At 65.8% G+C, this 26,289-nt stretch carries 24 protein-coding genes and 1 pseudogene; 19 read left to right on the plus strand and 6 right to left on the minus strand.

Annotation, left to right across the window (positions count from 1 at the left end; all coding sequences use genetic code 11):
* Window positions 1–11: 11 nt before the first annotated feature.
* The 8 genes from MUU56_RS30880 (at window position 12) to MUU56_RS30915 (ending at window position 7,619) form a co-directional block, all read left to right on the plus strand.
* Entirely contained in the window at window positions 12–932 is a 921-nt protein-coding gene (locus tag MUU56_RS30880; RefSeq protein WP_245082500.1) for a flavin reductase, read from the plus strand.
* Between the two features lie 3 nt (window positions 933–935).
* On the plus strand, window positions 936–1,973 hold the full coding sequence (locus MUU56_RS30885) for an LLM class flavin-dependent oxidoreductase (RefSeq protein WP_245082503.1): 1,038 nt from the start codon (window positions 936–938) through the stop codon (window positions 1,971–1,973).
* A 7-nt stretch (window positions 1,974–1,980) separates the two neighbouring features.
* On the plus strand, window positions 1,981–3,444 hold the full coding sequence (locus MUU56_RS30890; protein ID WP_245082505.1) for an aldehyde dehydrogenase: 1,464 nt from the start codon (window positions 1,981–1,983) through the stop codon (window positions 3,442–3,444).
* 5 nt (window positions 3,445–3,449) lie between these two features.
* Window positions 3,450–3,779, plus strand: coding sequence for an NIPSNAP family protein (locus MUU56_RS30895; RefSeq protein WP_245082507.1), 330 nt, complete (start codon window positions 3,450–3,452; stop codon window positions 3,777–3,779).
* 33 nt (window positions 3,780–3,812) lie between these two features.
* Window positions 3,813–4,823 carry an ABC transporter substrate-binding protein gene (locus MUU56_RS30900; RefSeq protein ID WP_245082509.1) on the plus strand — a complete coding sequence of 337 codons (1,011 nt, stop codon included), beginning with the start codon at window positions 3,813–3,815 and terminating at the stop codon, window positions 4,821–4,823.
* 69 nt (window positions 4,824–4,892) lie between these two features.
* On the plus strand, window positions 4,893–5,744 hold the full coding sequence (locus MUU56_RS30905; protein ID WP_245082511.1) for an ABC transporter permease: 852 nt from the start codon (window positions 4,893–4,895) through the stop codon (window positions 5,742–5,744).
* A gap of 1 nt (window position 5,745) precedes the next feature.
* A complete protein-coding gene (locus tag MUU56_RS30910; RefSeq protein WP_245082513.1) occupies window positions 5,746–6,546 on the plus strand; it encodes an ABC transporter permease in 801 nt (266 codons plus the stop codon).
* Complete coding sequence (locus tag MUU56_RS30915; RefSeq protein ID WP_245082515.1) at window positions 6,543–7,619, plus strand: ABC transporter ATP-binding protein; 1,077 nt, start codon at window positions 6,543–6,545, stop codon at window positions 7,617–7,619. The genes MUU56_RS30910 and MUU56_RS30915 overlap by 4 nt, the downstream gene beginning before the upstream one ends.
* Window positions 7,620–7,681: 62 nt before the next feature.
* Here the strand turns inward: MUU56_RS30915 and MUU56_RS30920 are convergent, their stop codons facing one another.
* The gene (locus MUU56_RS30920; protein WP_245082517.1) at window positions 7,682–8,269 is read right to left on the minus strand and encodes an amino acid synthesis family protein; all 588 of its coding nucleotides are present in this window, start codon (window positions 8,267–8,269) and stop codon (window positions 7,682–7,684) included.
* Window positions 8,270–8,435: 166 nt separating this feature from the next.
* Between MUU56_RS30920 and MUU56_RS30925 the strand changes: the two genes are divergently transcribed.
* The 9 genes from MUU56_RS30925 (at window position 8,436) to MUU56_RS30965 (ending at window position 17,922) form a co-directional block, all read left to right on the plus strand.
* On the plus strand, window positions 8,436–10,238 hold the full coding sequence (locus tag MUU56_RS30925) for a helix-turn-helix domain-containing protein (RefSeq protein WP_245082519.1): 1,803 nt from the start codon (window positions 8,436–8,438) through the stop codon (window positions 10,236–10,238).
* A gap of 126 nt (window positions 10,239–10,364) precedes the next feature.
* Window positions 10,365–11,357 (plus strand): flavin reductase, encoded by a 993-nt coding sequence (locus tag MUU56_RS30930; protein ID WP_245082521.1) that lies wholly within the window; start codon window positions 10,365–10,367, stop codon window positions 11,355–11,357.
* Window position 11,358: 1 nt separating this feature from the next.
* Complete coding sequence (locus tag MUU56_RS30935; protein WP_245082523.1) at window positions 11,359–12,873, plus strand: aldehyde dehydrogenase; 1,515 nt, start codon at window positions 11,359–11,361, stop codon at window positions 12,871–12,873.
* 23 nt (window positions 12,874–12,896) lie between these two features.
* On the plus strand, window positions 12,897–13,973 hold the full coding sequence (locus MUU56_RS30940) for an LLM class flavin-dependent oxidoreductase (RefSeq protein ID WP_245082525.1): 1,077 nt from the start codon (window positions 12,897–12,899) through the stop codon (window positions 13,971–13,973).
* A gap of 2 nt (window positions 13,974–13,975) precedes the next feature.
* Window positions 13,976–14,788: an alpha/beta fold hydrolase gene (locus tag MUU56_RS30945; protein WP_245082530.1), complete on the plus strand. Its 813-nt coding sequence runs from the start codon at window positions 13,976–13,978 to the stop codon at window positions 14,786–14,788.
* Window positions 14,781–15,170 (plus strand): carboxymuconolactone decarboxylase family protein, encoded by a 390-nt coding sequence (locus tag MUU56_RS30950; RefSeq protein WP_245082534.1) that lies wholly within the window; start codon window positions 14,781–14,783, stop codon window positions 15,168–15,170. The genes MUU56_RS30945 and MUU56_RS30950 overlap by 8 nt, the downstream gene beginning before the upstream one ends.
* 148 nt (window positions 15,171–15,318) lie before the next feature.
* Complete coding sequence (locus MUU56_RS30955; protein ID WP_245082537.1) at window positions 15,319–16,152, plus strand: transporter substrate-binding domain-containing protein; 834 nt, start codon at window positions 15,319–15,321, stop codon at window positions 16,150–16,152.
* 58 nt (window positions 16,153–16,210) lie between these two features.
* Entirely contained in the window at window positions 16,211–17,185 is a 975-nt protein-coding gene (locus MUU56_RS30960) for an amino acid ABC transporter permease (RefSeq protein ID WP_245082540.1), read from the plus strand.
* Entirely contained in the window at window positions 17,182–17,922 is a 741-nt protein-coding gene (locus MUU56_RS30965; RefSeq protein WP_272807993.1) for an amino acid ABC transporter ATP-binding protein, read from the plus strand. The genes MUU56_RS30960 and MUU56_RS30965 overlap by 4 nt, the downstream gene beginning before the upstream one ends.
* 19 nt (window positions 17,923–17,941) lie before the next feature.
* Here the strand turns inward: MUU56_RS30965 and MUU56_RS30970 are convergent, their stop codons facing one another.
* The gene (locus MUU56_RS30970) at window positions 17,942–19,222 is read right to left on the minus strand and encodes an ArgE/DapE family deacylase (RefSeq protein ID WP_245082543.1); all 1,281 of its coding nucleotides are present in this window, start codon (window positions 19,220–19,222) and stop codon (window positions 17,942–17,944) included.
* A 277-nt stretch (window positions 19,223–19,499) separates the two neighbouring features.
* Here MUU56_RS30970 and MUU56_RS30975 point away from each other — a divergent pair, with 277 nt between their 5' ends.
* Both MUU56_RS30975 and MUU56_RS30980 read left to right on the plus strand, forming a co-directional pair.
* Window positions 19,500–20,429: a sulfurtransferase gene (locus tag MUU56_RS30975; protein ID WP_245082546.1), complete on the plus strand. Its 930-nt coding sequence runs from the start codon at window positions 19,500–19,502 to the stop codon at window positions 20,427–20,429.
* A 104-nt stretch (window positions 20,430–20,533) separates the two neighbouring features.
* Window positions 20,534–21,703: a YeeE/YedE family protein gene (locus tag MUU56_RS30980; RefSeq protein ID WP_245082548.1), complete on the plus strand. Its 1,170-nt coding sequence runs from the start codon at window positions 20,534–20,536 to the stop codon at window positions 21,701–21,703.
* Window positions 21,704–21,775: 72 nt separating this feature from the next.
* On the opposite strand, the pseudogene MUU56_RS30985 reads toward MUU56_RS30980, so the two are convergent.
* The 4 genes and pseudogenes from MUU56_RS30985 to MUU56_RS31000 all read right to left on the minus strand — a co-directional run.
* A pseudogene (locus tag MUU56_RS30985) lies at window positions 21,776–22,966 on the minus strand (MFS transporter); the annotation flags it as partial.
* On the minus strand, window positions 22,963–24,456 hold the full coding sequence (locus tag MUU56_RS30990; RefSeq protein WP_245082551.1) for an ABC transporter permease: 1,494 nt from the start codon (window positions 24,454–24,456) through the stop codon (window positions 22,963–22,965). The pseudogene MUU56_RS30985 and the gene MUU56_RS30990, both read right to left, overlap by 4 nt.
* A complete protein-coding gene (locus MUU56_RS30995; protein WP_245082553.1) occupies window positions 24,453–25,301 on the minus strand; it encodes an ATP-binding cassette domain-containing protein in 849 nt (282 codons plus the stop codon). Before MUU56_RS30995 ends, MUU56_RS30990 begins: the two co-directional genes overlap by 4 nt.
* A 3-nt stretch (window positions 25,302–25,304) precedes the next feature.
* Window positions 25,305–26,273, minus strand: a complete 969-nt coding sequence (locus MUU56_RS31000) for an ABC transporter substrate-binding protein (protein WP_245082555.1) — start codon at window positions 26,271–26,273, stop codon at window positions 25,305–25,307.
* Window positions 26,274–26,289 lie beyond the last annotated feature (16 nt).

A 26,289-nucleotide genomic window follows, 5' to 3' on the forward strand; every position in this document is an offset into this window, starting at 1 on the left:
GGGAGGAGACCATGATACCAGACGCGAGAGCCTTGCGCGACGCCTTCGGCGCATTCCTGACCGGTGTCACCGTCGTCACGACCGTAGACGATGCGGGCGCGCCGATCGGGTTCACCGCCAACAGCTTCACCAGCGTTTCGCTCGATCCGCCGCTGCTCCTCGTCTGCCTGGCGAAGACCTCGCGCAATTACGCGACGCTGACCGGCGCGAAGGGGTTTGGCGTGAACATCCTCTCGGAAGGGCAGAAGGAGGTTTCCAACACCTTCGCCCGCCCCGTCGAGGACCGTTTCGCGGCCGTCGACTGGAGGCCGGGACCGCACGGTTCGCCCGTCTTCGCCGATGTTGCCGCCTGGTTCGATTGCGCGACGCATGAGGTCGTCGATGCCGGCGATCATGTGATCCTGATCGGCCGGGTCGAGGGTTTCGACAACAGCGGCAAGACCGGCCTCGGCTATGCGCGCGGCGGGTATTTCACGCCGGCGCTCGCTGAAAAGAGCCTGCTCGCCTCGGCCGAAAGCCTGCTTCTCGGCGCAGTCGCCGTGCGGAACGGTGAACTCCTCCTGATCGATGACGGCAAGGGGGGCTGGACGCTGCCGTTCGTCGAAAAGGCCGAGGGTGACGGCATGGAGGCCCTGGAGCATCATATCGCGCAGACGGTGGGGCTGACGCTCACGACCGGTCTTCTCTACTCCGTCTACGAGGACACGAAAACCGGCCAGCAGCATGTCGTCTACCGCGCCGAACTGGGAGACGGGACGGCAAGGAGCGGCCGCTTCTTTCCCGTCCAGGCTCCGCCGGTGGCCGAGATCGCCGACGGTGCGGTGCGCGACATCGTCACGCGTTTTGCGCAGGAAAGCACGCTCGGCAATTTCGGCGTCTATTTCGGAAATCAGGAAAAGGGCCGCGTGCACGCCGTGGCTGCAAAGGGGTAAGCCATGAAATTCTCCCTGTTCGTTCACATGGAACGGCTGGATGCCAGGCAGAACCATCAGGACCTCTACGAGGAATTCATCGCGCTGTGCGAGATCGCGGACAAGGGCGGCATGCATGCCATCTGGACCGGCGAGCACCACGGCATGGATTTCACGATCGCGCCGAACCCCTTCGTCAACATCGCAGACCTTGCGCGGCGCACGAAGAATGTGCGGCTCGGCACGGGCACGGTGATCGCGCCGTTCTGGCATCCGATCAAGCTTGCCGGCGAAGCGGCGATGACCGACATCATCGCCGGCGGCCGGCTCGACGTGGGCATCGCGCGCGGCGCCTACAGCTTCGAATACGAACGGCTCCTGCCGGGCCTCGATGCCTGGGGCGCCGGCCAGCGGATGCGCGAGCTGATCCCGGCCGTCAAGGGTCTCTGGGCGGGCGATTATGCCCATGACGGCGAGTTCTGGAAATTCCCGAAGACGACCTCCGCGCCGAAACCGGTGCAGCAGCCGCACCCGCCGATCTGGGTCGCGGCGCGCGATCCCAACAGCCACGAATTCGCCGTCGCCAACGGCTGCAACGTGCAGTGCACGCCGCTTGCCAATGGCGAGGCGGAAATCGCCAGCCTCATGGAGCGCTTCGATGCGGCCTGCGAGAAGGCGACGGGCGTGCCGCGCCCGAAGATCATGCTGCTGCTGCACACCTATGTCGGCTCCGACGAGGCCGATATCGCGCAGGCCGCGAAGGAAGTGAGTACCTACTACAATTACTTCTTCGCCTGGTTCAAGAACGAGCGGCCGATCAGCCAGGGTCTCATCGAGCGCCTTTCCGGGGAGGAGCTTGCCGCCAATCCAAACCTCACGCCGCAGAAGATGCGCGAGAACATGCCGATCGGCACGGCGGACGAGGTGATCAAGCGGCTGAAGGTCTACGAGGATCTCGGCTACGACGAATATTCGTTCTGGATCGACACGGGCATGAGCTTTGCGCGCAAGAAGGCGTCGCTCGAGCGCTTCATCGCCGATGTCATGCCGGCATTCCGGTGAGGCCGCCATGCAGAGCTTCCAGCAATATATAGACGGAACCTTCGAAGACGGCGCGGCGCGGTTCGACTCGATCGATCCGGCAACCGGTTCGGTCTGGGCGGCGATGCCCGAAGCGCGCGAAGACGATGTCGATCGTGCCGTGAAGGCCGCGCAGCGCGCACTCTGGAACGGCGCCTGGCCGGCCATGACCGCGACGGCCCGCGGCAAGCTGCTCTACCGGCTTGCCGATCTCGTCGAGGCCAATGCCAGGACGCTCGCCGAACTGGAGACCCGCGACACCGGCAAGATCATCCGCGAGACCTCCGCGCAGATCGCCTATGTCGCGGATTACTACCGCTATTATGCCGGCCTTGCCGACAAGATCGAGGGCGCGACGCTTGCCATCGACAAGGCGGACATGGATGTCTGGACGCGGCGCGAGCCGATCGGCGTCGTGGCGGCGGTCGTGCCGTGGAACAGCCAGCTTTTCCTCTCGGCCGTCAAGATCGGCCCGGCCCTCGCCGCCGGCTGTACGCTGGTCGTCAAGGCCTCGGAGGAGGCCCCCGCGCCGCTTCTCGAATTCGCGCGGCTCGTGCACGAGGCGGGCTTTCCGGCGGGTGTCGTCAATATCCTGACGGGCTTCGGCCCGGCCTGCGGCAGCGCGCTGACCCGTCACCCCGGCGTCGATCACATCGCCTTCACCGGCGGTCCGGCGACGGCGGCGGCCGTGGTGCGCAATTCCGCGGAAAACCTTGCCACGACCTCGCTCGAACTCGGCGGCAAGTCGCCCTTCATCGTCTTTGCCGATGCGGATCTCGACAGCGCGGCCAACGCGCAGGTCGCGGGGATTTTTGCCGCGACGGGCCAGAGCTGCGTTGCCGGTTCGCGCCTCATCGTCGAGGCTTCGGTGAAGGACCGGTTCCTCGCCATCCTGAAGGCGAAGGCGGAAGCCATCCGCATCGGCGCGCCGCTCGACATGGCGACGGAAGTCGGGCCGCTCTGCACGCGCCGGCAGCGCGACCATATTGCGGCGGTCGTCGCCGTCTCGCTGGAGGCGGGTGCGAAACTTGTGACCGGCGGCCGGGCAGGAGAAGGCGGCGGCTTCTACTATGTCCCCACCATCCTCGACTGCGACGGCGTCTCCGCCGCCTCGGTGGAAACCGAGCTCTTCGGGCCGGTGCTTTCCGTGCTTTCCTTCACGAGCGAGGAGGAGGCTGTGCGGCTTGCGAACGCCACGCCCTACGGGCTCGCCTCCGGCGTGTTCACGCGCGACCTTGCCCGCGCCCACCGCATGATCAAGCGCATCCGCGCCGGCATCGTCTGGGTGAACACCTATCGCGCGGTCTCGCCGATCGCGCCCTTCGGCGGATATGGCCAGTCGGGGCAGGGGCGCGAGGGCGGGCTTGCCGCCGCGCTCGACTATACGAAGACGAAAACCGTGTGGCTCCGGACGTCCGACGATCCGATCCCCGATCCCTTCGTGATGCGGTGACGGCGATGTTTGTCGAAATCCGCACCTACAGGCTGAAGAACGGCGGCATTCCCGAATACCTCAAGGTGGTCGGCGAAACCGGCATCGCGATCCAGAAGAAGCATCTCGGCAATCTCGTCGGTTATTTCTCCTCGGAGATCGGACCGGTCAACGAGATCGTCCACATCTGGAGCTTTGCGAGCCTGGACGACCGGCAGGCGCGCCGCGCGCGCCTTGCCGCCGATCCGGACTGGCAGGCCTTCCTGCCGAAGATCCGCGACCTGATCGTCACCGCGGACAACAAGATCATGACACCGGCCGCCTTTTCGCCGCTTGGCGGCAGCGCGCCGGCCTGACGACGATATCAACCGAACCGGGAGGATGGAAACATGAAAAGCAGACTGGTAATCGCGCTTCTTTCGACGACGCTCTTGCTTGCGGGAAACGCCGCGGCTGAGGACCTGGTCTTCACGAGCTGGGGCGGGACCACGCAGGACGCCCAGAAGACCTACTGGGCCGATGCCTTCACCGCGGAGAGCAACATCGCCGTCACGCAGGACGGCCCGACCGACTACGGCAAGATCAAGGCCATGGTGGAAGCCGGCAACGTGACCTGGGACGTCGTGGACGTCGAGGGCGACTACGCGGTCCAGGCCGGCAATGCGGGCCTTCTCGAAAAGCTCGACTTCTCCGTCATCGACAAGACCAAGCTCGATCCGCGCTTCGTGACGGACTATTCCGTCGGCAGCTTCTACTATTCCTTCGTGATCGGCTGCAACAAGGACGCGGTCGAGGCCTGCCCGAAGACTTGGGCGGATCTGTTCGACACCCAGAAGTTTCCCGGCAAGCGCACCTTCTACAAGTGGTCCGCGCCGGGCGTGATCGAGGCGGCGCTGCTGGCCGACGGCGTTGCCGCCGACAAGCTCTATCCGCTCGATCTCGACCGCGCCTTCAGGAAGCTCGACACGATCAAGGCGGATATCGTCTGGTGGGACAGCGGCGCCCAGTCGCAGCAGCTTCTCGCCTCCGCCGAGGCGCCGTTCGGCTCGTTCTGGAACGGCCGCCTGACGGCACTCGCCGAAACCGGCGTCACCGTCGAGACGTCCTGGACGAACAACATCACGGCAGCCGATTCCCTGGTCGTCCCGAAGGGCGCGAAGAACAAGGATGCGGCGATGAAGTTCATCGCGCAGGCCACCAGCGATCAGGCCCAGGCGCAGTTCGCCACCGCGACCGGCTATGCGCCGATCAACCTCGATGCCAGCACCCTGATGGACGCGGAACTGCGCAGCTCGCTGCCGGACATGCAGGCGGATACCCAGGTCAACGCCGACATGGGCTACTGGGCCGAGCATCGCGACGAGATCGGCACCCGCTGGTACGCCTGGCAGGCGAAGTAAGGCCATCTCCCGAGACGATGGCGGGCCGGCAGCTGCCGGCCCGCTTCCCAATCCACTGGATGATCGATCATGGCTGTTACGGTAGCGACAGGCGCCGTCAAAACGAAGCGCGAGGGCACGTTCGGCTATCTCCTGCCGGCCTTGCTGCTCATTGCCTTCTTCTTCATCGTGCCCGTGCTCATGCTGCTCGTGCGCAGCGTGCTGGAGCCGGAGCCCGGTTTGCAGAACTATGCGGTTCTCCTCGGCTCGACGACCTATCTGCGCGTCTTCCTGAACACGTTCATGGTGGCCGGCGTCGTAACGTTGGTCTCGATCGTCATCGGCTATCCGGTCGCCTGGCTGCTCGCCATCATGCCGGAACGGTGGTCGCGCATCGTGCTGGCCATCATCATCCTGTCGATGTGGACGAACCTGCTTGCCCGCACCTATGCCTGGATGGTGCTGCTGCAGCGTACCGGCGTCGTCAACAAGACGCTGATGGGCCTTGGCCTCATCGACCAGCCGCTGGCGCTCGTCAACAATCTCGTCGGCGTCACCATCGGCATGACCTATATCATGCTGCCCTTCGTCATCCTGCCGCTGATGGGCGTGATCCGTGCCATCGATCCGGCGATCCTGCGCGCCGCGGCGCTGTGCGGCGCCGGCCGGCTGCAATGCTTCTGGCGCGTGCTGCTGCCGCTGTCGCTGCCGGGCATCGCCGCCGGCGCGCTGATGGTCTTCGTCATGTCGCTCGGCTATTTCGTGACGCCCGCCCTCCTCGGCGGCACCGCCAACATGATGCTCGCCGAGCTCGTCGCGCAGTTCGTGCAGTCGCTGGTGAACTGGGGCATGGGAGGCGCGGCCGCATTGGTGCTGCTCGTCGTCACCCTCGCGCTCTACGCGGTCCAGCTGCGTTATTTCAATCCGGCCCGGGGGACGTGACATGCTGCTCGACTTCGACAAGCTCGGCGGGCTGCGCACCGCCCTCATCGCCCTCGTCGCGCTGGTCTGCCTCTTCCTGATCCTGCCCATCGTCTTCATCGCCGCGCTCTCGTTCGGCTCCTCGCAATGGCTGATCTTCCCGCCGCCCTCCTGGACCTTCAGATGGTATCAGGATCTTTTCGCCGATCCGCGCTGGCTCTATTCGGCGCTGACGAGCCTGAAGATCGCGGCCATCGTCACGGTGCTGTCCGTGGTGATCGGCTTCCTTGCCGCCCTCGGCCTCAATCGTGGCCGCTTTCCCGGCCGGGATTTCCTGCGGGCGCTGTTCCTCACGCCGATGATCCTGCCCGTCGTGGTGCTGGCGGTGGCGCTTTATGCGCTCTTCCTGAAGCTCGGCCTTGCCGGCACGACGCTTGCCTTCATCATCGCCCACCTCCTGATCGCGCTGCCCTTCTCGATCATCTCGATCGGCAATGCACTGGAAGGCTTCGACCGCTCGGTCGAGGACGCGGCCATCCTGTGCGGGGCGAGCCCGTGGGAGGCGCGGCTGCGCGTGACGGTGCCGGCCGTCAGCCACGGCATCTTCGGCGCTGCCGTCTTCTCCTTCCTCGCCTCCTGGGACGAGGTGGTGCTGGCGATCTTCATGGCCAGCCCTACCCTGCAGACGCTGCCGGTGAAGATCTGGTCCACGCTCCGGCAGGACCTGACGCCGGTGATCGCCGCCGCCTCCACATTGCTCATTGCCTTCACGATCCTCCTGATGATCGTCGCAGCACTCTTCCGCAAGGGACGAAAAGCATGACCCAACCCTTCCTCAGCATCCGCGGCATCCGCAAGACCTACGGCACGGTCACGGCCGTCAAGAGCGTCGGCATGGACATTGCCGAGGGCGAGTTCATGACCTTCCTCGGCCCTTCGGGGTCCGGCAAGTCGACGACCCTCTATATCCTCGCCGGCTTCCAGGATCCGACGGACGGCGACATCCTGCTGAAGGGCCGGAGCCTCTTGTCGACGCCGTCGCACAAGCGCAACATCGGCATGGTGTTCCAGCGTTATACGCTCTTCCCGCATCTGTCCGTCGGCGAGAACGTCGCATTCCCGTTGCGCATCCGCCGCCGCCCGCAGGCCGAGATCGCCGAGCGCGTGAAGGCTGCCCTGAAGCTGGTGCGCCTGGAGGGGTTCGAGGATCGCATGCCGGCCAATATGTCCGGCGGCCAGCAGCAGCGCGTCGCACTCGCCCGCGCGCTCGTCTACAATCCGCCGGTGCTGCTGATGGACGAGCCGCTCTCGGCGCTCGACAAGAAGCTGCGCGAGGAGATCCAGTTCGAAATCCGCCGCATCCACCAGGAGACGGGCGTTACCATCCTCTATGTCACGCATGACCAGGAGGAGGCGTTGCGCCTGTCCGACCGCATCGCGGTCTTCAGCCAGGGCGAGATCGACCAGATCGGCACAGGCCCCGAACTCTATTCCAACCCGGCGACCCGCTTCGTTGCGGGCTTCATCGGCGACAGCAATTTTCTCGATGCGACCGTCGTGGCGAGCCATGCCGGCAAGGCGAAGCTTTCGCTGGGCGATGGCGCCGTCGTCGAAGATGTGCCGTTGCACGGGGCGTCGACGGCAAGCGGCAAGGCATCGCTGATGCTGCGCCCGGAACGCCTGTCGCTGTCGCGCGCCTCGGTCCCCTCGGGCATTGCCGTGACGGTGCGGGATATCACCTTCCTCGGCAACAATGTCGAGGTCAGCACCGCGACGTCCGCCGGTGCCGATCTTTCGGTGCGCCTGCCGTTCGGCCACGAGGCGATTTCGAGCCTTGCGCGCGGCGAAAAGGCCTGGCTGACCTTCGACACGGCCTCCGCCCACGCCTTTGCCTGAATCCTGCCCCCAGCCGGAAGGCTGCTCTTCGAAAGGACGAGGGAACGCAAAGCAAGGAAGCGTCAGGTAGCGGCGGCATCCTCCATTTCCGCCATGTCCTGGAACCGGTCGGCGATGCGCGCATGAGGGCGCCCGCCGTCGGCGGCCGCGATGGAGACGACGATCTCGTCCGGGTGCGGCGCGTCGGCGATCTGGAAATTGGCGGTGAGGAAGTGGGACCGCTTGCCGGTCTCGCTCTTGTGCATCATCGGCAGCGAGAGCAGCGCGCCGGGCGCGTTGCGTGTATTGGCGAATTCGAGATAGTTCGTGCCGCCGATCGCGTTGCGGAAAGGATTGCCGAAGCGCAGGGTGTGGATCATCGCCGAGGCATGCTCGATCTCGCCGTTGATGCCCACGGCGGCCGCCTTGCCGCAAGCCTCGATCTGCTCGGCCGGCATCTGCGCGAGCAGCCGGCGCGTCATTTCCTCGCTGAGCGGCCCGGCGATGCGGACGATCTGCGGCCGCAGGTTTTCCACGAAGCCCTTGCCAGCCCATGGGTTCTCGATGATGGCGGCCACGACGACGATCCTGACGGGCCGCGGCGTCGCTTTGCCGCCTTCGACATGGGTTTCTTCCAGGAACGTGCAGATCTTTCGAATGCCGAGCGCCATGTCGTTTCCACCATCTATTGAATGTCTCCTCAACCTAGCGCGCGACGGCGCGGGGTCTTCCTATTTTTCGGAGGAGGCAGGGGCGAACACCTCCTATGAAAACGAGTAGATTTAAGCCGCGGTGCATCGCATTATCCGGGTCCGAACGACGGGAGTGCGTGGCGCGTTGGATCAGAAATCTCGCATACTCTCGCTGCGCGACGTGGCGAGCCAGATCAACAGCGGCGGCGACCTTGCGACCGTGTTGCAGCACCTCGTCGCGGCCGCCTGCCGGCACGCCAACTGGGCACTCGGCTCGATCATGGGCATCGATGCCGCGCATGGTTATGCCCATGTCATCGTCCGTCACGATCCGACGCTCATCCAGCGGGACCTGCCCGATCGCTGGGAGCTTGCCACCAGCCCGTCGTTGATCGCGCTTCAGCGCAATGAGCCTGTCTATATCCGCGACGCGCGTGAAAGCACCGAGTTCCCGGGCTATCGCAAGGAGGCTTTCGAGCGGGACTATCGCACCGTCCTCGTCATGCCGATGGACTGTGCCGATGCCGAGGGCCGCCCGATGGTGCTGAGCGTTATTGCGCGCACCGTGACCGACGTGACAGAGGATGATCTGGCCTTCCTCGGCACCATCCTGCATCTCGGCGCGATCGCGGTGGAAAAGCAGCATCGGCTCGCGGCGGAGAAAAGCGCGTCGGAGCGGCTCGATCGGGCGCTTGCGGCCCATACCTCGTTGCTGGAGCATGTGCTCAGCGACGGTTCCGTCTCCTCGCTCGCTGCAATGGTTGGACGGCTGCTGCCCAATCCGCTGGTCGTCGTGGACTTCACGGTCAATCAGCTCATCGCGGGACGCTCGCCCCTGGCGGACGCCGACGATGCGGCCTGGCAATCGGCCGCGCCGACGGTTTTCGCGCGCGCGCTGATGCGGGCGGCGCGCGATGCGGTGGAGCGCGGCAGCACCGCTGCGGCGCCGATCTTTCTTGAGGACGGCGCGCGGCGTTTGCGTGTCTTTGCCCGCGTGGAGCCCTTGACGGTGGATCGCCAACAGGTCGGCGCGCTCGTCATCTTTCCCTCCGCGGCGGCCGAAGGCGAACTGGACCAGCTCATGCTCGACAGCGCGAAATACGCGCTCAGCGTCCAGATGATGCGCAGCTTCTTGCGCTTCCGCTTTGAGACACGCACGCAAAGCGAGCTCTTCTTCGAGATCGTGGAGCGGCGCTGGCGTGATGCAGCCGATATTGGCCAGCGCGCCGCCCGGCTCGGCCTCGATCTGTCGCTCGCACAGCAGATGATCGTCGTCGATTTTCCCGAGCGCGCCAAGGCCTTGGGCGGCGGCTCGATCGACGTGGAGCATACATTGTCGCGCGTCCTGCAGCAGGCCTCTATCGAGGCCGTGCTGGTGGCAATCGATGGCGGGCTCGTATGCCTGATGCCGTATGAAGACTCGCCCCGGCAGGAGCGCTCGACGAAACTCATGCGGCGTATCGCCGACGACCTCAGCCGCTATCTCGGCGAGGCGCCGATCGTCGTTGCCGGAAGCCGCTGCATCGGTCTTGACGATTACGCCATGGCCTGGGAACGGTGCAATCGGATGATCCGCATCGGCCGTTCCTTCGGGCTGACGGGCGCGCTGTCGACGCAGGATTTCGGGCCCCTGCCCATGCTCGTTTCGGCCGCCGATGTCGGCGACGTCCGCAATTTCGTGCGTGCCAGCATCGGCGCGATTGCCGAACATGATCGTGAAAACGGAACGCCCTACCTCGAAACGCTTTCCGCCTATCTGGAGGAGGGCTGCCGCAGCCAGGCCTGTGCCGATCGTCTTGGCCTGCACGTAACGACGCTGCGCTACAGGCTGGCGCGCATCCAGGAGCTTTTCGGCATCGACGTAGAAACGCCGGAACGGCGCTTTGCCGTCGAGCTCGCCCTCCGCCTTCACAGCGTCATCGACAATCATGCTCTCGGCGAGCGCTGATCGGTCCGTTCGGATCTCCTACGAACCGTAGCAGAACTCTTTTGCCATCTCCTCCGCCCGGCAGGAAGAAGCGCCGGTCCGCCCCGGCTAGCTTCCTCCCAACAAACCGCGGAGGAGAACGAGGGCATGGTGAAAGAGGCGGCAGCACTGGACGCACCGATCGATCCCGTCGCGCTGCGTCGGGCCTTCGGCACCTTCGTCACCGGCGTCACGGTCATCACCACGCTTGAAGCCGACGGCACACCACGCGGCATGACGGCCAATTCCTTCACCTCCGTCTCGCTCGATCCGCCGCTGCTGCTGGTCTGCGTCGCCAAGTCCGCTTCCAGCTATGCGGCCTTCATCGCGGCGGACTGTTTCGCGGTCAACATCCTGCATGAAGGCCAGGTTGATGTGTCGGCCACCTTCGCTTCCAAGGCGCCGGACAAGTTCCTGTCGGTCAATCACGACCGGGCGCATACCGGCGCGCCGGTGCTGACGGACAGCCTCACCTGGTTCGACTGCAGCCTGCACAACGCCGTCGACGCGGGCGATCATGTGATCCTGATCGGCCGGGTGCGGGCTTTCGGCACCAGCCCGACGGCCCCGCTCGGTTTCTGCCGCGGACGCTATGCCAGCGTGAAGGATCCGCTGCCGACGGGCTGGCTCGCCTCGCACGGCATGATCATCGGCTATCTCATCGAGGCCTGCGACGGCCTGCTGCTGCGGGCGGACGGCAAGGGCGGCTGGGTCCTGCCCTCCGCGCGCCGCCGCAAGGCCGACAGCGAACTCGTGGTGGATGGCGGCGACGCGCTCCGCCTCGTGCCGGAGGAGACCTTCCTCTATTCCGTCTTCGACGTCGCCGACAGCGATCCCGGCTATCTCGTCTACCGCGCCCGGCTGGCGGGCGAGGGGGCGGAGATCGGCCTCCCGGAAAGCCTTCGCTTCTTCCCGATCGACGATCTGCCCTACGCGGCGATCGCGACCCACGAACTGCGCTCCATGCTGCGCCGCTATGTGCGCGAACGGCAGGCGGGCCGCTTCGGCATCTACATGGATTCCCACGACGGCGGCCGCGTCGCGATGATCGACGGGCAAGCCCGCGCCTGGCTCCAGGCCTCCCAAGACCAAGGACAATGACATGAAGACGACCGTCAGCACCATCGAAGGTTCCCGCCAGCAGCTGTTTATCGGCGGCGAGTTCGTCGCGCCGAAGAACGGCGCCTACATCCGGAGCTTCGATCCGACGACCGGCGAGCCCTGGTACGAATTCGCCGAGGCCGACGCCGATGATGTCGAGGCCGCCGTCGGTGCGGCCACCGCCGCGTTTCGCGATCCCGCCTGGCGCCGCATGACGCAGACCGATCGCGGTGCGCTGGTCCGCCGCCTCGCCGAATTGGTCCGCGCCAATGCCGATGCGCTCGCCGAGATCGAGACGCGCGACAACGGCAAGCTCCTGAAAGAGACCCGCGCCCAGATGCGCGCCATGCCGGACAGCTACCACTATTTCGCCGGCATGGCCGACAAGCTGCAGGGCGACACGATCCCGATCAACCGGCTCGACACGCTGAACCTCAACCTGCGTGAACCGCTCGGCGTGGTCGGCATGATCACGCCGTGGAATTCGCCGCTGATGCTGCTCACCGGCACGCTCGCGCCGTGCCTTGCCATCGGCAACACCGTCGTCATCAAGCCTTCCGAGCATGCCACGGCCTCGACGCTGGCGCTCGCCGAACTCATCCATGAAGCGGGCTTCCCGGCCGGCGTCGTCAACGTGGTGACCGGTACTGGCGGTAGCGCCGGCGAGGCGCTGACGCGTCATCCCGGCGTCGCCAAATACGTCTTCACCGGCAGTACCGCGACCGGCCGCCGCATCGCCGGCAATGCCGCTGAAAACCTCGTGCCCTGCTCGATGGAGCTTGGCGGCAAGTCGCCCCATGTCGTCTTCGGCGATGTCGATATCGAGCATGCGGTGAACGGCGTCGTCTCCGGCGTCTTTGCCGCCGCGGGCCAGACCTGCGTGGCCGGCTCGCGCTGCTTCATCGAGGCCGGTGTCTATGATCGGTTCATCGAGGCGCTCGTGGCGCGGACCCGGCGCATCCGCGTCGGCCTGCCGACCGTCGACGACACCGATATCGGCCCGCTGGCACTCGCCGACCAGCTTTCCAAGGTGGAATCCTACGTCGCCTCGGGCGTCAAGGAAGGCGCGAAGGTCGCCGTCGGCGGCGGCCGGCCGCAGCAGGCGGAGCTTGCGCCGGGCGGCTGGTATTTCGAGCCGACCGTCATGGTGGATGCCGGGAACGACATGGCCTTCATGCGCGACGAACTCTTCGGGCCGGTCGTGGGCGTCATGCCCTTCCGTAACGAGGAGGAAATGATCGAGCTCGCCAACGACACGCGCTACGGCCTCGCCTCCGGCATCTGGACGAAGGACATCGACCGGGCGCTGCGCTTCGCTAGCCGCATCGATGCGGGCACAGTCTGGATCAACACCTACCGTTCCGCCTCCTTCATGTCCGCGAACGGCGGCTTCAAGGAAAGCGGCTACGGCCGGCGTGGCGGCTTCGAGGTCATGTACGAGTTCTCGCGGCTGAAGAACGTCATCATCGACTATTCCGGCGCCATGCAGGACCCCTTCGTCATCCGCCTCAAATAACAAGCATCGAAAGGCAGAATCCCATGAAGTTCGCAGTCTCGCTCACGATGGAACGTTTTTCGCCCGAGGTGCCGATGGCCACGGTGAAGAACAATCTGCTGACGCTGGCCCGCATGGCGGATGAGGGCGGTTTCGAGATGCTCTGGACGGCCGAGCACCACACGCTCGAATGCACCATCTCGCCGAACCCGTTCCAGACGCTCGTCTGGCTGGCGCAGCATACCGAGAACATCCGGCTGGGCACCTCGACGCTCGTCGCGCCCTACTGGAACCCGATCCGGCTTGCCGGCGAATCGGCGCTCTGCGACCACCTGACGAACGGCCGCCTCGAATTCGGCATCGCCCGCGGTTCCTATCAGTACGAGTTCGACCGCATGGCCGGCGGCATGCCGCAGCAGGAGGGCGTGGCCTACATGAAGGAGCTGGTGCCCGCGGTGAAGAAGCTGTGGGCCGGCGACTATGCCCATGAGGGCCATTACTGGAAGTTCCCGGTCACCGCCGCCGTGCCGAAGCCGCTGCAGGCGCCGCATCCGCGCATCTGGGTCGCCGCGCGCGATCCCGGCACGTTCGACTGGGCGATCGCCAACGGCGCCTCCATCCTCTCGACGCCGCTTTCCGCCCCAGCCGCGGAAATCCAGGTGCTTGCCGACAAGTTCGAGAAGGCCGTGGCCGACCATCCGGAAGTCCCGCGTCCGCGTTTCATGATGCAGCGCCGCACCTGCGTCTACGACCGGCCGGACGGCTGGGAGCGGGCCGTGCGGCACAGCATGGACTACGGCCGCGCCTTCGAGAACCTGATGCAGAACATCGGCACCGTGAAGGACGGTTTTCCCGAGGCCGTGCCCTACGAAGCGGTGAAGGGCAAGGAGAACTACAATCCGGACAATATCCGCATGAACCTGATGTTCGGCACGCCGGACGAGGTGATCGAAAAGCTGATGGTCTATGAAGCCGCGGGCGTCGACCAGTATTGTCTCGGCCTGACCTTCAACCTGCCCTTCGAATTGCAGAAGCGTTCGATCGAGCTCTTCGTCAAGGAAGTCATGCCCGTCTTCGCCGCGCGCGAGAGCGAGCGCAAACGGGCCGCCGTGGGACACTGATCATGGACGACACGCAAGAGCACAAGGTCGGCGAAGTCACGCTCAACTATCGCATCGACGGCGATGGCGGCGAGCCGCTCGTCTGCATCCACGGGGTCGGCTCCTATCTGGAGGCCTGGTCGGGCGTTGTGGAGCGGTTGAAGGACCGCTTCACCATCCTCACCTTCGACCTCCGGGGGCACGGCAAGTCGAGCCGCGTCAAGGGCCGCTACGAGATCGACGATTTCGTGACCGAGACGCTGGCGCTCGCCGACAAGGTCGGGTTTTCGACCTTCAACCTCGCCGGCTTTTCGCTCGGCGGCCTGATCGCCCAGCGCCTCGCGCTGACCCGTCTTCCGCGTCTGCGCCGGCTCGTGCTCCTCTCCACCGTCGCTGGCCGCACGCCGCAAGAGCGCGAGCAGGTGCTGTCCCGGCTCGCCGCGCTTCAGGCGGGAACCCCGGCCGATCATCACAATGCCTCGCTCTCGCGCTGGCTTACGGAGGCGTTTCAGGAGAAGAACCCCGACGTCATCACCTGGCTCAGAGCGCGCGATGCGGAAAACGACCCCGACTGCTACGCATCGGCCTATCGGGTCTTGGCCGAAACGGATTTTGGCGGTTTTCTCGACCAGATCCGCTGCCCGACGCTGATCGCCACCGGCGAGGATGATGTCGGCTCAAACCCGCGCATGGCCCGCTACATGCACGAGCGCATCCCGGGATCGCGGCTCGTCCTCTTTCCGGGCCTGCGCCATTCCATCCTCATCGAAGCGCCCGACGTCGTCGCCGATGCCATGGGCGATTTCCTGACAGGTACGGAGGCGGCCCATGGATGAGGCTTTGCGGAAAAAGGGCGAGGGCGTGCGCCGGCATGTGCTCGGCGAGGACTATGTCGACCGCGCGATGGGCGCGGCAGACGCCTTTTCGAAGCCCTTGCAGGATATGCTCAATGAATATTGCTGGGGCATGGCCTGGACGGATGACGGTCTGGACCTCAGGCAGCGCAGCCTTCTCAACCTCGGCATGCTGGCGGCAAGCAACCGCATGCATGAATTCGGCCTGCATTTCCGCGGCGCGGTCCGCAACGGCCTGACGGACAGGGAGCTTCAGGCGGCGCTTGTCCAGATCGCGGTCTATTGCGGTGTGCCGGCCGGCGTGGAGGCCTTTCGCGTCGCCCGCGCGGTCCGCGCCGAGATGGCGGGGGAGGGCGCGATTTGATTTCCGTCATTTCGGCGGAGCCTTGCGGCGCATGCTGCTTGGGAACGCCGGAAGACGCAGGAGGCGACGGGCCTCAAAATGGCACACAACGGCGGGGAGAGGAACCTGCGCCGTCAAGGAAACGACAACGGACAGAGGGAACAAAGGCATGATCAGAACCACGATATTTGCGGCGCTCACCGCCTCTCTCGCCCTCTCGCTGGCGGCCGCGCCGGCGCAGGCCGGCGAAGTGCTCGACCGCGTGCTCGCGGCCAAGAACCTGAAGGTCGCGACCGACGCCAACTGGGCGCCGCAGTCCTTCGTCAACGACAACAACGAGATGGACGGTTTCGATATCGACGTCGCCAAGGAGATCGGCAAACATCTCGGCGTTTCCGTCGAGTTCGTGACGCCGGGCTGGGACATCATCACCGCCGGCAAGTGGCAGGGCCGCTGGGACATGCATGTCGGCTCGATGACGCCCACCAAGGCGCGCGCGGCGCTCTTCGACTTCCCCGCCGTCTACTATTACACGCCCGCGGCCGTCGCCGTGCACAAGGACAGCAAGGCCGAAAAGCTCGCCGATCTCGAAGGCAAGCGCGTCGGCGTGACGGCGACATCGACCTTTGAGGCCTATGCCAACCAGGACCTGACGCTGGACGCCGCCGGCGCGCCGGCCTTCACCTACGAATTCAAGCCGGGCGAGGTGAAATCCTACGCCAATTCGACGACCGCCTTCGACGACCTGCGCCTGGGCGACGGCACGCGCCTCGACGCCGTCGTCTCCTCGCTGCCGAGCATCCTCGACGCCGAAAAGGCCGGATACCCGATCAAGCAGCTCGGCAAGCCGGTCTTCTTCGAGCCGCTGGCGGTCGCCGTCGAGCATGGCGATGCGGAACTGAGCGCGAAGATCGCCGAAGCCGTCAAGGCCATGCAGGCGGACGGCACGCTGAGCAAGCTTTCCGTCAAGTGGTACGGTGTCGACTACACGGTCACGCAGTAACATCCCACCGGTGCGTGCGGCCCGGCCTGCGGGCCGCACCAATCTTCAAGGAGCGGAGATGCTGTATCCCGATACCGTCGAATCGGAAGTCCTCGTCCACAAGCCCTGGTTCGTCGCCACCCTTTTCGTGTTGGTCTTCGCCGTCTTTCTCGCCTTCGACCTCACGGGAACGTCGATGGGCGAGCTGATGCGCCCGGTGATCGGCGCGCCGGCCGAAAGCGGCTTCTACGGCCGGTTCGCCATCGGCCTCGTCATCGCCGTGCTCTTCTGCCTGAACATCGTGCTGATCGGCTTCGCCTCTCTGAGGGTGCAGGTGACGATCGTCTGGTTCGAGTTGCTCCTGCTCTTCCTCGCCTTCTTCACGACCTTCAATCTCAGCCTGCCGTTCATCGCGGAAAAGCTGCCCTTCATGATCACGCAGGGCCTGTTCACGACGATCTACGTCTCGGCCATCTCGATTGCGATCGCCTCCATCATCGCCATTCTCGGCGCGGTGGCCAAGCTTTCGACGAACGGCTTCGCCTACGCGATCGCCAGCTTCTACACCTCCTTCTTCCGCGGCCTGCCGCTTCTGATGCAGGTCTATCTCATCTATCTCGGCCTGCCGCAGCTCGGTTTCATCATCGATGCAGTACCGGCCGGCATTCTCGCGCTCTCGCTGTGCTACGGCGCCTATATGACGGAGATCTTCCGCTCGGGCATCCAGAGCATCGACCGCGGCCAGTGGGAGGCCTCGCGCTCCATCGGTTTCGGCTTCGGGCTTACCATGCGCAAGATCATCCTGCCGCAGGCGTTGCCCGTCATCATTCCGCCGACGGGCAACCAATTCATCTCGATGCTGAAGGACAGTTCGCTCGTCTCGGTCATCGGCGTCTGGGAGCTGATGTTCCTGGCGCGCACGCTCGGCCAGAAGACCTTCCAGCACATGGAGATGCTGATCTCGGCCGCCATGCTCTACTGGGTCGTGTCGATCTGCCTCGAACTCATCCAGTCCCGCATCGAACGCCACTACGCCAGGAGCAAAGTGCGATGAGCGAGAAGATCATCGACGTCCGCAACGTCTCCAAATGGTACGGCGCCTTCCGCGTGCTGACCGATGTGAACCTGACGGTGGAGAAGGGCGAACGCATCGTCATCTGCGGTCCATCCGGCTCCGGCAAATCGACGCTGATCCGCTGCTTCAACCGGCTGGAGGCGCACCAGCAGGGCGACATCGTCGTCAACGGCATCACGCTGCACGACAGGATGCGCGACGTCGCCGAGGTGCGCAAGAATGTCGGCATGGTGTTCCAGCACTTCAATCTCTTCCCGCACATGACCGTGCTGATGAACTGCATGGTCGGGCCGATGTGGATCAAGGGCGTGCCGGAAGCGGAGGCCCGCAAGACCGCGCTGAAGTTCCTCGAACGTGTCCGCATTCCCGAGCAGGCGAACAAATACCCCGTGCAGCTCTCCGGCGGCCAGCAGCAGCGCGTGGCGATCGCCCGTTCGCTCTGCATGCAGCCGGCGGTCATGCTGTTCGACGAGCCGACCTCGGCGCTCGACCCGGAGATGGTGTCCGAGGTGCTGGAGACGATGACGAGCCTTGCCCGCGAGGGCATGACAATGGTCTGCGTCACCCACGAAATGGCCTTCGCCCGCGCGGTGGCCGACCGGGTGATCTTCATGAATGCCGGCCAGATCATCGAACAGGGCAAGCCGGATGATTTCTTCGGCAATCCGCAACATGAGCGAACCAAGCTGTTCCTCAGCCAGATTCTGAAGCACTAGGCAATTCCAGAGACCGTCGTCAGCTTTCCTGCACGCCGCACCAGTCGGCCGCAAAGAGCGCCAGCGTCTTGGTGACACGGCGCAGCGAGGAGAGGCTGACCCGCTCGTCGATGCCGTGGATGTTTTCCGCGATGGGACCATAGACGAGTGACGGGATGTTGCCGTGCACGGCGAAAATGGTGGCATCCAGGTAACAGGCCATGACATAGGACCTGAGGTCGGCGCCCGCATGGGCGGCGGCGTGCGCGGTGCGCAGGCTTGTCTCCGCGTCGGTACCTTCGGGCAGCTCGTAGCCGGCCTGCACGACCCCGACCCATGTGAGCGTGACCAGGTTTTCTCCGGCGAAAGCCGGATCTTCGGCCGCGATCCGCTCGATGAATGCTTCGACTTCGGCCGTGCGCATCCTCGGGTCTTCGCCGGGGTAAAAGCCGATCCGGCCCTCTGCGACGCAATCGCTCGGGATGGAGGCGATCCAGTCGCCGCCGGTGATCGTGCCGATCGTCAGGGCGACGGGGTTGGGAAGATCCTCGAACAGAGACTTGCCGATCCGCTCGGCGATCCATTCGGCTTCCAGCCGCCTCAAGTGCCCGATCAGGCGGATCATCAGGTCGATGGCGCTCTGGCCCGATTCCGGTTCACGCGGATGGGCCGGACGCCCCTTCGTCTCGAGCCGGAACTTGATCACGCCGGCATTGGCGCGCACGAGCTGCTCGTCGGTCGGTTCCGGGCTGACGATCGCATCGGCGGTGAAGCCTTCGGCGAAAAGCGTCGCCGCGCCATTGCCGGTGATTTCCTCCTCCACGACGGACTGCACCTGAACGTCGCCACGAAGTGAAAACCCGGCTGCCGCGATGGCGTCGAGCGCGAAGATGGAGGCAACGAGGCCGGCCTTCATGTCGCCGGCGCCGCGCCCGTAGAGCCAGTCGCCATCCCGGCGAGGCTCGAAAGGCGGGGCGGTCCAGCGGTGGGGGCTTCCCGCCGGCACCACGTCGACATGCGAGTTGAAAGCGAGCGAGCGGCCGCCGGTGCCCGCCCCGGCCTTCCGGCCGACGACGTTCCAGCTTTCCGCATAGTCGACCGTCGCCGGCGAGAATGCCGGGTGACGGCCGATTTGGGAGGCATTCGTGCGCACGCGGTCGACCGCGAAACCGCGTTGCCTCAGCGCTGCCGCGAGGAAATCCTGCGCCGCGGCTTCCTCGTTGCGCAGCGATTTGAACCGGACCAGCGCTTCCAGGAACGCAACCTGATCGTCGAAAAGCCGATCGACGGCGCTGAGGATTCGGTCGTTGATGGATGACATGGCAAGCCCTGGCAAAAATATGGAGGTTGGGGCACCGTAGTCCCTGTCCCGTGCAATTCAAGCCGGTTCAGTCGAGGACGAGCGCGATGAACCATTCGGTCGCATGCTGAACTCGTTGACCGTCGGGCCCTCGGACCGATCGATCGGGAAGGTGCCGGCAACCGGCGGATAGCAGGGGAGTTTAAATTCTACAGAAATTATAGAATATACTTCCTTCCGAACGTTCCGGAAGCAGGCGATGCTTTTCCCGTTGCTATCGAACTCAGGGGAAAACGACATGAAGGGTATTTGGGGCATCAATACGCTTTCGGCCATCGCGCTTTCGACGACCTTTCTTGCAGGATCGGCATCGGCGTCGGACGCGCTGGTCGATGCGAAATGGCTGCAGGACAATCTTTCCAACCCGAAGGTCCGCATTTTCGAGGTGAGCGTCGATACGGGCGTCTATGAGCGCGGCCATATTCCCGGCGCGGCGCATCTCGACTGGCATACCGACCTCGTGGATCCCCAGAAGCGGGACATTGCCAGCCGCGAGGCCTTCGAAAAGGTCTTGCGCGATGCCGGTGTCGACAAGGATACGACGATCGTCCTCTACGGCGATAACAACAACTGGTTCGCGGCCTGGGGCGCCTGGGTGTTCGAGGTCTATGGCCTCGGCAGCCAGGTCAAGCTGCTCGATGGCGGGCGCAAGCTCTGGGAAGCGCAGGGCCTGCCGCTCGACACGGCCGTTCCCGATCACGCCGATTCCACCCTGGCGCTTGCCGACCGGGATGATTCCGTGCGTGCCCGCTTCGTCGATGTCGTCGCGGTCGCGGAGGGCAAGAACGATATCAAGCTCGTCGATATCCGCTCGGCCGACGAATATGCCGGCAAGATTTTCGCGCCGGAGGGCGTGAAGGAACTGTCCGTGCGTGCGGGCCACATTCCCGGCGCCGTCAACGTTCCGTGGGGCACGATCGTCAAGGAGGATGGCACGTTCAAATCCGCCGACGAGATCAGGGCGATCTATGCCGAAAAGGGTGTCGACGGCTCGACGCCTGTCATCACCTATTGCCGCATCGGCGAGCGATCGAGCCACACCTGGTTCGCGCTGAAGAAGATCCTCGGCTACGACGTGCGCAACTATGACGGTTCCTGGACCGAATACGGCAATGCCGTCGGCGTGCCGGTGAACAATATCGCCGGCACGATCTGGACCGGCAAGTAACAGCGGTTCCCGAAGGCGCGGCGCCTTACGCCGCGCGGGATGCCGACGCGGGTGGACATCCTCCCAGGTCCACCCGCATTTTCATGTCCAGCCGCCGGATCGCCATGTCTTCCATCGCCGCCCGCTCTCTTTCCGTCTCGGTGCTCGCCCTCCTTGCCGCCTGGAGTGTCTGGCTGGCGCAGGATGCTGCCGGACGGGTGCTTTCCTTCGCGCTGATCGCCGGCAGCGCCTTCGGCATCGTCCTGCAACGGGGCCGTTTCTGCTTCCTGTGCAACCTGCGGGACTTCGTGGAAAGGCGGGATGAATCCGGCGTCATCGCCATTCTCGTGGCGCTTGCCGCGGGCATCGTTCTGTACCAGGCCGTGCTCGGGGCCTGGGTGCCGGTGCCGCAACCGGATCGCCTGCCGCCGAATGCCCATATCGGCCCGGTCGGGACGGTGCTCGCATTTGCCGCCTTCACCTTCGGCCTCGGCATGGCGCTCTCCGGCTCCTGCCTTTCGGCGCATCTCTACCGGCTGGGCGAGGGGGCCTTCGGCTCGCTCGCCGCGCTGCTCGGCGCCGCCGCGGGCTTCCTGCTCGGCTTTTCGACATGGAACGCGCTCTATACCTGGACGGTGTTCGACGACCCGCCGGTCTGGCTTCCCGGTGTATTGGGTTATGCCGGCGCCACGATTGCAGGACTGCTCGCGCTCGGCGTGCTCGCATGGCTGGTCCTTCGCAACGCCGCCCCGCCGCAGCATGCCGGCCTCCAGCCTGCCTCGTCCTTCGAAACGGTCTTCGTCCGGCGCTGGCCTCCGGTCGTCACAGGCCTCCTCGTCGCGACGATCGGCGCCTTCGCCTATCTGCGCGTCGCGCCGCTCGGCGTGACGGCGGAACTGGGCAGTCTCGTGCGCACCGGTGGCCTGTCGCTGGACCTCGTTCCCGAGACCCTCGTTGGGCTGGACACGGTTCGCGGCTGCGTGAGCGCGGTGAAGACGGCGCTGCTTTCACCGAACGGCGTCTTTGTCATCGGGCTGGTTCTGTCGAGCTTCGCCTCGGCACTCCTCGCGGGGCGCTTCGACCCCTCATGGCCCGGTCCGCGCGGCCTGGCCGCGCGCTTTGCCGGCGGCGTGCTGATGGGGTGGGGGGCGATGACGGGCCTCGGCTGCACTGTCGGCGTGCTCCTCTCCGGCATCCAGGCCGGCGCCGTTTCGGGCTGGGTCTTTCTCGTCTTCTGCACGCTGGGCGCCGTTCTCGGTCTGGCCGGCCAGCGCCGGCTCGCGCGCAACGGCTGACGCAGCGTCTTCGCGCCGGGTGCTTGCGGTTCTGAAATAGATGCGGCGCGCGGCGGGCAAGGCGGCCGCCACGATCAGGGCGAAAAGTGCCGCGGCGATGCCGATCATCGTCTGAAGGTCGAACCACTCGGCCAGGGCGCCGAGGGCGAAGGCGCCGAGCGCCGGAGCGGCGCGGAAGACGAGCATATAGAGCGCCAGCACGCGACCGCGCATCGCGGGCAGGCTGAGCGTCTGCGCCATGGATTGCATCGCGATGTTGCAGACGACGTGGAACAGGCCCGCCACGGCAATGGCCGGCAGGGCGAGGAAGGCGGAGGTGCTGAAGGCGAAGACCACCAGGGCCGCGGAAATGCCGAGCGCCGCACCGTAGCTCGTGCGCACCAGCGCGGGCGCGCTCTGTCGCCGCAGCATCCAGCTCGCTCCCACGAAGGCGCCGATGCCCTGCGCGCTCATCAGCATTGCCAGCATCTCCGGTCCGCCCTCGAACGAACCGCCGGCAAGGGCGGGGAAGAGCTCGGTAAAGGGCCGGGCGAGCAGCGAGAACGACGTCGTCAGCACGAAGAGCATGGCGATGGCCGGCTCGCCGGCGATGTAGCGAAAGCCGGCCAGGACATCGCCGGCGAGCGGTGCGGAGCGGGCCGCATGCGGCGTGTGATCGATCCAGCGCCGAACGTGTACGAGCGCCGCGAAGGTGGCGGTGAGGGCAAGGGCGTTGAAGACGAAGACGCTTTCGATGCCGGTCTTGACGATCAGGAGGCCCGCGATGGCCGGCCCGGTGGTGCGGGCGATATTGACCGCGATGGAGTTCGTGGCGATGGCCTGCGACAGCCGCCCCTCGGGTGCGAGCATGCCCGTGACCAGCATCCGCGCCGGATTGTTGAAGCCTTGCAGCGTGGCATCGATGACGGCCCAGAGGAGCAGCAGCCACGGCATCATGCCGCCGGACGTCAGGAGCAGCCAGATGGCGCCGCAGTTGAGCACCGTCAGGGCCTGGGTCAGCCGGATCAGCCGGTACGGGTTGCTGCGGTCCGCGACGGCCCCGGCAAGCGGCGCCACCCAGATGGCGGCGATCAGGTCGCTGAGCGCGATCGCCCCGACCCATGCGGGCGAATGGGTAAGATCCCAGGCAAGCCAGCCGACCGCCGTCTTCTGCGCCCAGGCGCCCATGAAGCCAGCACATTGGGCGATGGCGAAGACGATGAAGTTGCTGCTGCGCGGCGGCGGCTTCGGGGCGGTGGAGGCTTCCTCGGCGGCGGACGTCATTGCACCCGCCGCCCCTGCACGACGCGATCGAGAACGATGGCGCAGAGCAATATGGCGAGCCCGGCAAGGAGGCCCTGGCCCTGCGCGGCATATTGCAGGGCATGCAGCACGTCCTCGCCCAGGCCCTTCGCGCCGATCAGCGCGGCGATCACCACCATGGAGAGGCACATGAGGATCGTCTGGCTGACGCCGGCCATGATCGATGGCGCGGCCGTCGGCAGGTCGACCTTGAAGAGGATGAAGGTCCGGGATGCGCCGAAGGCGACGGCGGCCTCGCGCACGGAGGCCGGGACGGACGCAATGCCGAGCGCCGTCAGCCGGACGACGGGCGGAATGCCGAAGATGATCGTCGCGATGATGCCCGACGGCTTGCCGATGCCGAAGAGCGCGATCACCGGAATGAGATAGACGAAGGCCGGCATGGTCTGCATGAAATCGAGCAGCGGGCGCACGATCGCCGCGACGCGCCGGTTGTAGCCGCACAGCACGCCGAGGGGAATGCCGATCGCAATGGAAATGAGCGCCGCCGTGCCGAGAAGGGCGACGGTCTGCATGCTCTTTTCCCAGTAGCCGAGGATGGCGAGGTAGCTGATCGCGACGAAGGTCAGCAGGAAGACGCGAAAGCCTGCGAGCTGCCAGGCGATGGCGAGGATGATCGCCATCACGACCGGCCATGGCGTCTGTGTGAGGATGCCCTCCATCACGCCGAGCATGCCGTTGATCGCCTTCGTCAGGGTGCCCGCCGCTGGCGAGACCGCGCTGCTGATCGCGGCGATGAACCGGTCCAGCCACGCGGCGGCGCCCGAGTTCCAGGCGGGATCGCTCGGGAAGGCGTCGAAGAGCGTGCGGTCGTTGAAATGAAGAAAGACGATCGGAACGAAGATGGCCAGCAGTGCCGCGGCGCCGGCGGCGTGAAGATGGCTGAATCCCGCCTTGCCCGCATCGCCTTCCAGCCGCCAGGCGCGGAAACGGCGTTCGGCGATATGATTGGCGAGCCCGCCCGCCACCAGGCGGGAGGCGGCAAGCATGCCGGTGCCGAGCAGGGCCACCAGCCACGCGCCGGTCCTTGCGTCTTCCGCCGCCTGCCGGGCATCCTTCGCCGCCTGCTCCAGGGCCGCGGCGGACCGTGTCAGCGACTTTGCGATGGGCGTACCGGCGTCCCGGTCGTTCGCGGTCTTCGCTTCGAGAAGGCGCGTCGCGGCGAGGGTCTCGAGCCTGTCGGCGCGCGCGCTCTGCCCGGCGCTGGCGCCGCCGCCAAGCGCGAAGGCGATCAGCACCACGGCGAGCAGGTCGGCGACGAGGAACGGCCAGAACGCCGACCAGAGGCGCCGCCCGGCGAGCCAGACGGGGCCGAGGACGGCGGCGGCGATGTTGAGGGAGGGCACATAGCCGCGCCGTTCGCCGATCCGCCGGAAAGCCCGGCGATAATAGGTGCTGTTGATGGCGGCGAAGCGGTCGATGGCCTCGTCCCGCGCCGTGTGGTCGCTCATGCGATGGCTCTTGCTTTCACGATGGGGTCTTGCGCGCGCGCCGGCAGGCGGGCGTTCTGGACGAAACGGCGGACATAGTCGTCCGCGGGCTGCGCCACGAGGTCCGCCGCCGTACCCGTCTGCACGATGCGGCCCGCCCGCATGAGAACGACGCGGTCGGCGATGCGGAAGGCTTCGTCGACATCATGCGTGACGAAGACGGTCGTCTTTCCGAGATCACGCGACAGCGCCATGAACTGGGTCTGGAGATCGTGGCGGATCAGCGGGTCGAGCGCGCTGAACGGCTCGTCCATCAGGAGGATATCGGGATCGGCCGCGAGCGCCCGGGCAAGGCCCACGCGCTGTTGCATGCCGCCGGAAAGCGCGGCGACCCGCCGGTCGCCGAGGCCGTCAAGGCCGACGCGCACCAAAAGCTCGTCCGCCCGGTCCTCGCGCCGTGTGCGCGCCACGCCGCGGATCTCGAGCGGCAGGGCCACGTTGTCGCGCACGGAAAGATGCGCGAGCAGGGCATGCGACTGGAAGACCATCCCGATCCGCCGCGAGCGCAGCTCCCGCAGCGCTCGCGGCCCGAGCGACAGGATGTCGCCGCCGTCGATCCGCACCTTGCCGGCGCTCGGTTCGAGAAGGCGGTTGATCAGGCGCACGAGCGTCGACTTGCCGCTGCCGGAAAGGCCCATCAGGCAGACCAGCTCGCCCTTTTCGACCGACAGGCTCGCGCCGCCGACACCGATGACGGCGCGCAGGCGCTTGAGGACGGCATCGTCCGGCACGGACCGGCGGGCCTCTGCGAGAACCGCCTGCTCGTCCGTGCCGAAAATCTTCCAGACGTCCTCAAGCTCGATCATGGATCAGTTTCCGGTCCAGCCCGCGACGACATCCGGATTGGCGGCGATCCAGTCCCTGGCCGCATCGTCCGGCGCCTTGCCCTCGACGGCGATCGCGAAGGCGAGCTTGCTGACGGCATCCGTGGTGAAGGTCACCTTTTCGAGGATCGCCGCGACTTCGGGCGCGCTTTCCGCGAGCGACCCGGAATAGGCGATGTGGATCGCCGCATCCTTGTAGGCCGACTTGATCGCGGACTTTTCCAGCCAGTTCGGATCGGACGGCTCGACGAAGGTCCATGCGGCATCGTCGTGCTTCGGCTCCTCCAGCACTTCCAGCGCGTAGCGGGCGAAATTCTGGTGCGGGCCGTAGCAATAGCCGATCCAGCCGGTGCCGGCCTTCACGGCGGCGTCGAGATCGGCGGTCGTGACCGCCTCGTCCGTCGTCTGGAGTTCGAAGAAATCCGCAAAGCCGTAGTCGCGGGCGCGCACCGTTTCGATGTTCGTCGAAAGCCAGCCGGCAGCGCCGATCCAGATCTTGCCCTTGCCCTTGCCATCGGCGGAGAAGACGGCCGCCTTGGCCGGATCGGCGAGGTCGAAGACGGAGTGGATGTCGTGCTTGTCCGCTGTTGCCTTCGTCGTGCAATAGCCCTGCGTGCCGGCATAGGAGTTGGCGGCGAGTTTCACCTTGCCGCCCTCGCCGGCATATTGATCGACGAGTGCCTGCTGGTTCGGCAGCCAGACATCGGTCCAGATGTCGATCTCGCCGCCATTGCGGTTCAGGGCCTCCCAGATGACGGGCACGGAGCCGGCTTTCACCGCCTCAACCTCCTTGCCGAGCTGCTCTTCGAGCAGGACCTTGACGACATAGGCTGTGCCTTGCGCGGTGGCGTAACCGGGATCGGCGATGGTGATGGGGTTTGCCTGCGCGAGGGCCGGCCAGAGCATGGCGAGCGCTGCCGAGGTCGCGAGGAGGGACTTGATCGTGAGATGCATGGTACGGTCCGTTCGG

The sequence above is a fragment of the Shinella yambaruensis genome (genome assembly GCF_022899355.1).
GTDB lineage: Bacteria > Pseudomonadota > Alphaproteobacteria > Rhizobiales > Rhizobiaceae > Shinella > Shinella yambaruensis.

Excerpts from the sequence above, each read along its gene's own strand:
- MUU56_RS30880 (WP_245082500.1), top strand. The coding sequence starts at position 12 with ATGATACCAGACGCGAGAGCCTTGCGCGACGCCTTCGGCGCATTCCTG.
- MUU56_RS30885 (WP_245082503.1), top strand. The coding sequence starts at position 936 with ATGAAATTCTCCCTGTTCGTTCACATGGAACGGCTGGATGCCAGGCAG.
- MUU56_RS30890 (WP_245082505.1), top strand. The coding sequence starts at position 1,981 with ATGCAGAGCTTCCAGCAATATATAGACGGAACCTTCGAAGACGGCGCG.
- MUU56_RS30895 (WP_245082507.1), top strand. The coding sequence starts at position 3,450 with ATGTTTGTCGAAATCCGCACCTACAGGCTGAAGAACGGCGGCATTCCC.
- MUU56_RS30900 (WP_245082509.1), top strand. The coding sequence starts at position 3,813 with ATGAAAAGCAGACTGGTAATCGCGCTTCTTTCGACGACGCTCTTGCTT.
- MUU56_RS30905 (WP_245082511.1), top strand. The coding sequence starts at position 4,893 with ATGGCTGTTACGGTAGCGACAGGCGCCGTCAAAACGAAGCGCGAGGGC.
- MUU56_RS30910 (WP_245082513.1), top strand. The coding sequence starts at position 5,746 with ATGCTGCTCGACTTCGACAAGCTCGGCGGGCTGCGCACCGCCCTCATC.
- MUU56_RS30915 (WP_245082515.1), top strand. The coding sequence starts at position 6,543 with ATGACCCAACCCTTCCTCAGCATCCGCGGCATCCGCAAGACCTACGGC.
- MUU56_RS30920 (WP_245082517.1), bottom strand. The coding sequence starts at position 8,269 with ATGGCGCTCGGCATTCGAAAGATCTGCACGTTCCTGGAAGAAACCCAT.
- MUU56_RS30930 (WP_245082521.1), top strand. The coding sequence starts at position 10,365 with ATGGTGAAAGAGGCGGCAGCACTGGACGCACCGATCGATCCCGTCGCG.
- MUU56_RS30935 (WP_245082523.1), top strand. The coding sequence starts at position 11,359 with ATGAAGACGACCGTCAGCACCATCGAAGGTTCCCGCCAGCAGCTGTTT.
- MUU56_RS30940 (WP_245082525.1), top strand. The coding sequence starts at position 12,897 with ATGAAGTTCGCAGTCTCGCTCACGATGGAACGTTTTTCGCCCGAGGTG.
- MUU56_RS30945 (WP_245082530.1), top strand. The coding sequence starts at position 13,976 with ATGGACGACACGCAAGAGCACAAGGTCGGCGAAGTCACGCTCAACTAT.
- MUU56_RS30950 (WP_245082534.1), top strand. The coding sequence starts at position 14,781 with ATGGATGAGGCTTTGCGGAAAAAGGGCGAGGGCGTGCGCCGGCATGTG.
- MUU56_RS30955 (WP_245082537.1), top strand. The coding sequence starts at position 15,319 with ATGATCAGAACCACGATATTTGCGGCGCTCACCGCCTCTCTCGCCCTC.
- MUU56_RS30960 (WP_245082540.1), top strand. The coding sequence starts at position 16,211 with ATGCTGTATCCCGATACCGTCGAATCGGAAGTCCTCGTCCACAAGCCC.
- MUU56_RS30965 (WP_272807993.1), top strand. The coding sequence starts at position 17,182 with ATGAGCGAGAAGATCATCGACGTCCGCAACGTCTCCAAATGGTACGGC.
- MUU56_RS30970 (WP_245082543.1), bottom strand. The coding sequence starts at position 19,222 with ATGTCATCCATCAACGACCGAATCCTCAGCGCCGTCGATCGGCTTTTC.
- MUU56_RS30975 (WP_245082546.1), top strand. The coding sequence starts at position 19,500 with ATGAAGGGTATTTGGGGCATCAATACGCTTTCGGCCATCGCGCTTTCG.
- MUU56_RS30980 (WP_245082548.1), top strand. The coding sequence starts at position 20,534 with ATGTCTTCCATCGCCGCCCGCTCTCTTTCCGTCTCGGTGCTCGCCCTC.
- MUU56_RS30990 (WP_245082551.1), bottom strand. The coding sequence starts at position 24,456 with ATGAGCGACCACACGGCGCGGGACGAGGCCATCGACCGCTTCGCCGCC.
- MUU56_RS30995 (WP_245082553.1), bottom strand. The coding sequence starts at position 25,301 with ATGATCGAGCTTGAGGACGTCTGGAAGATTTTCGGCACGGACGAGCAG.
- MUU56_RS31000 (WP_245082555.1), bottom strand. The coding sequence starts at position 26,273 with ATGCATCTCACGATCAAGTCCCTCCTCGCGACCTCGGCAGCGCTCGCC.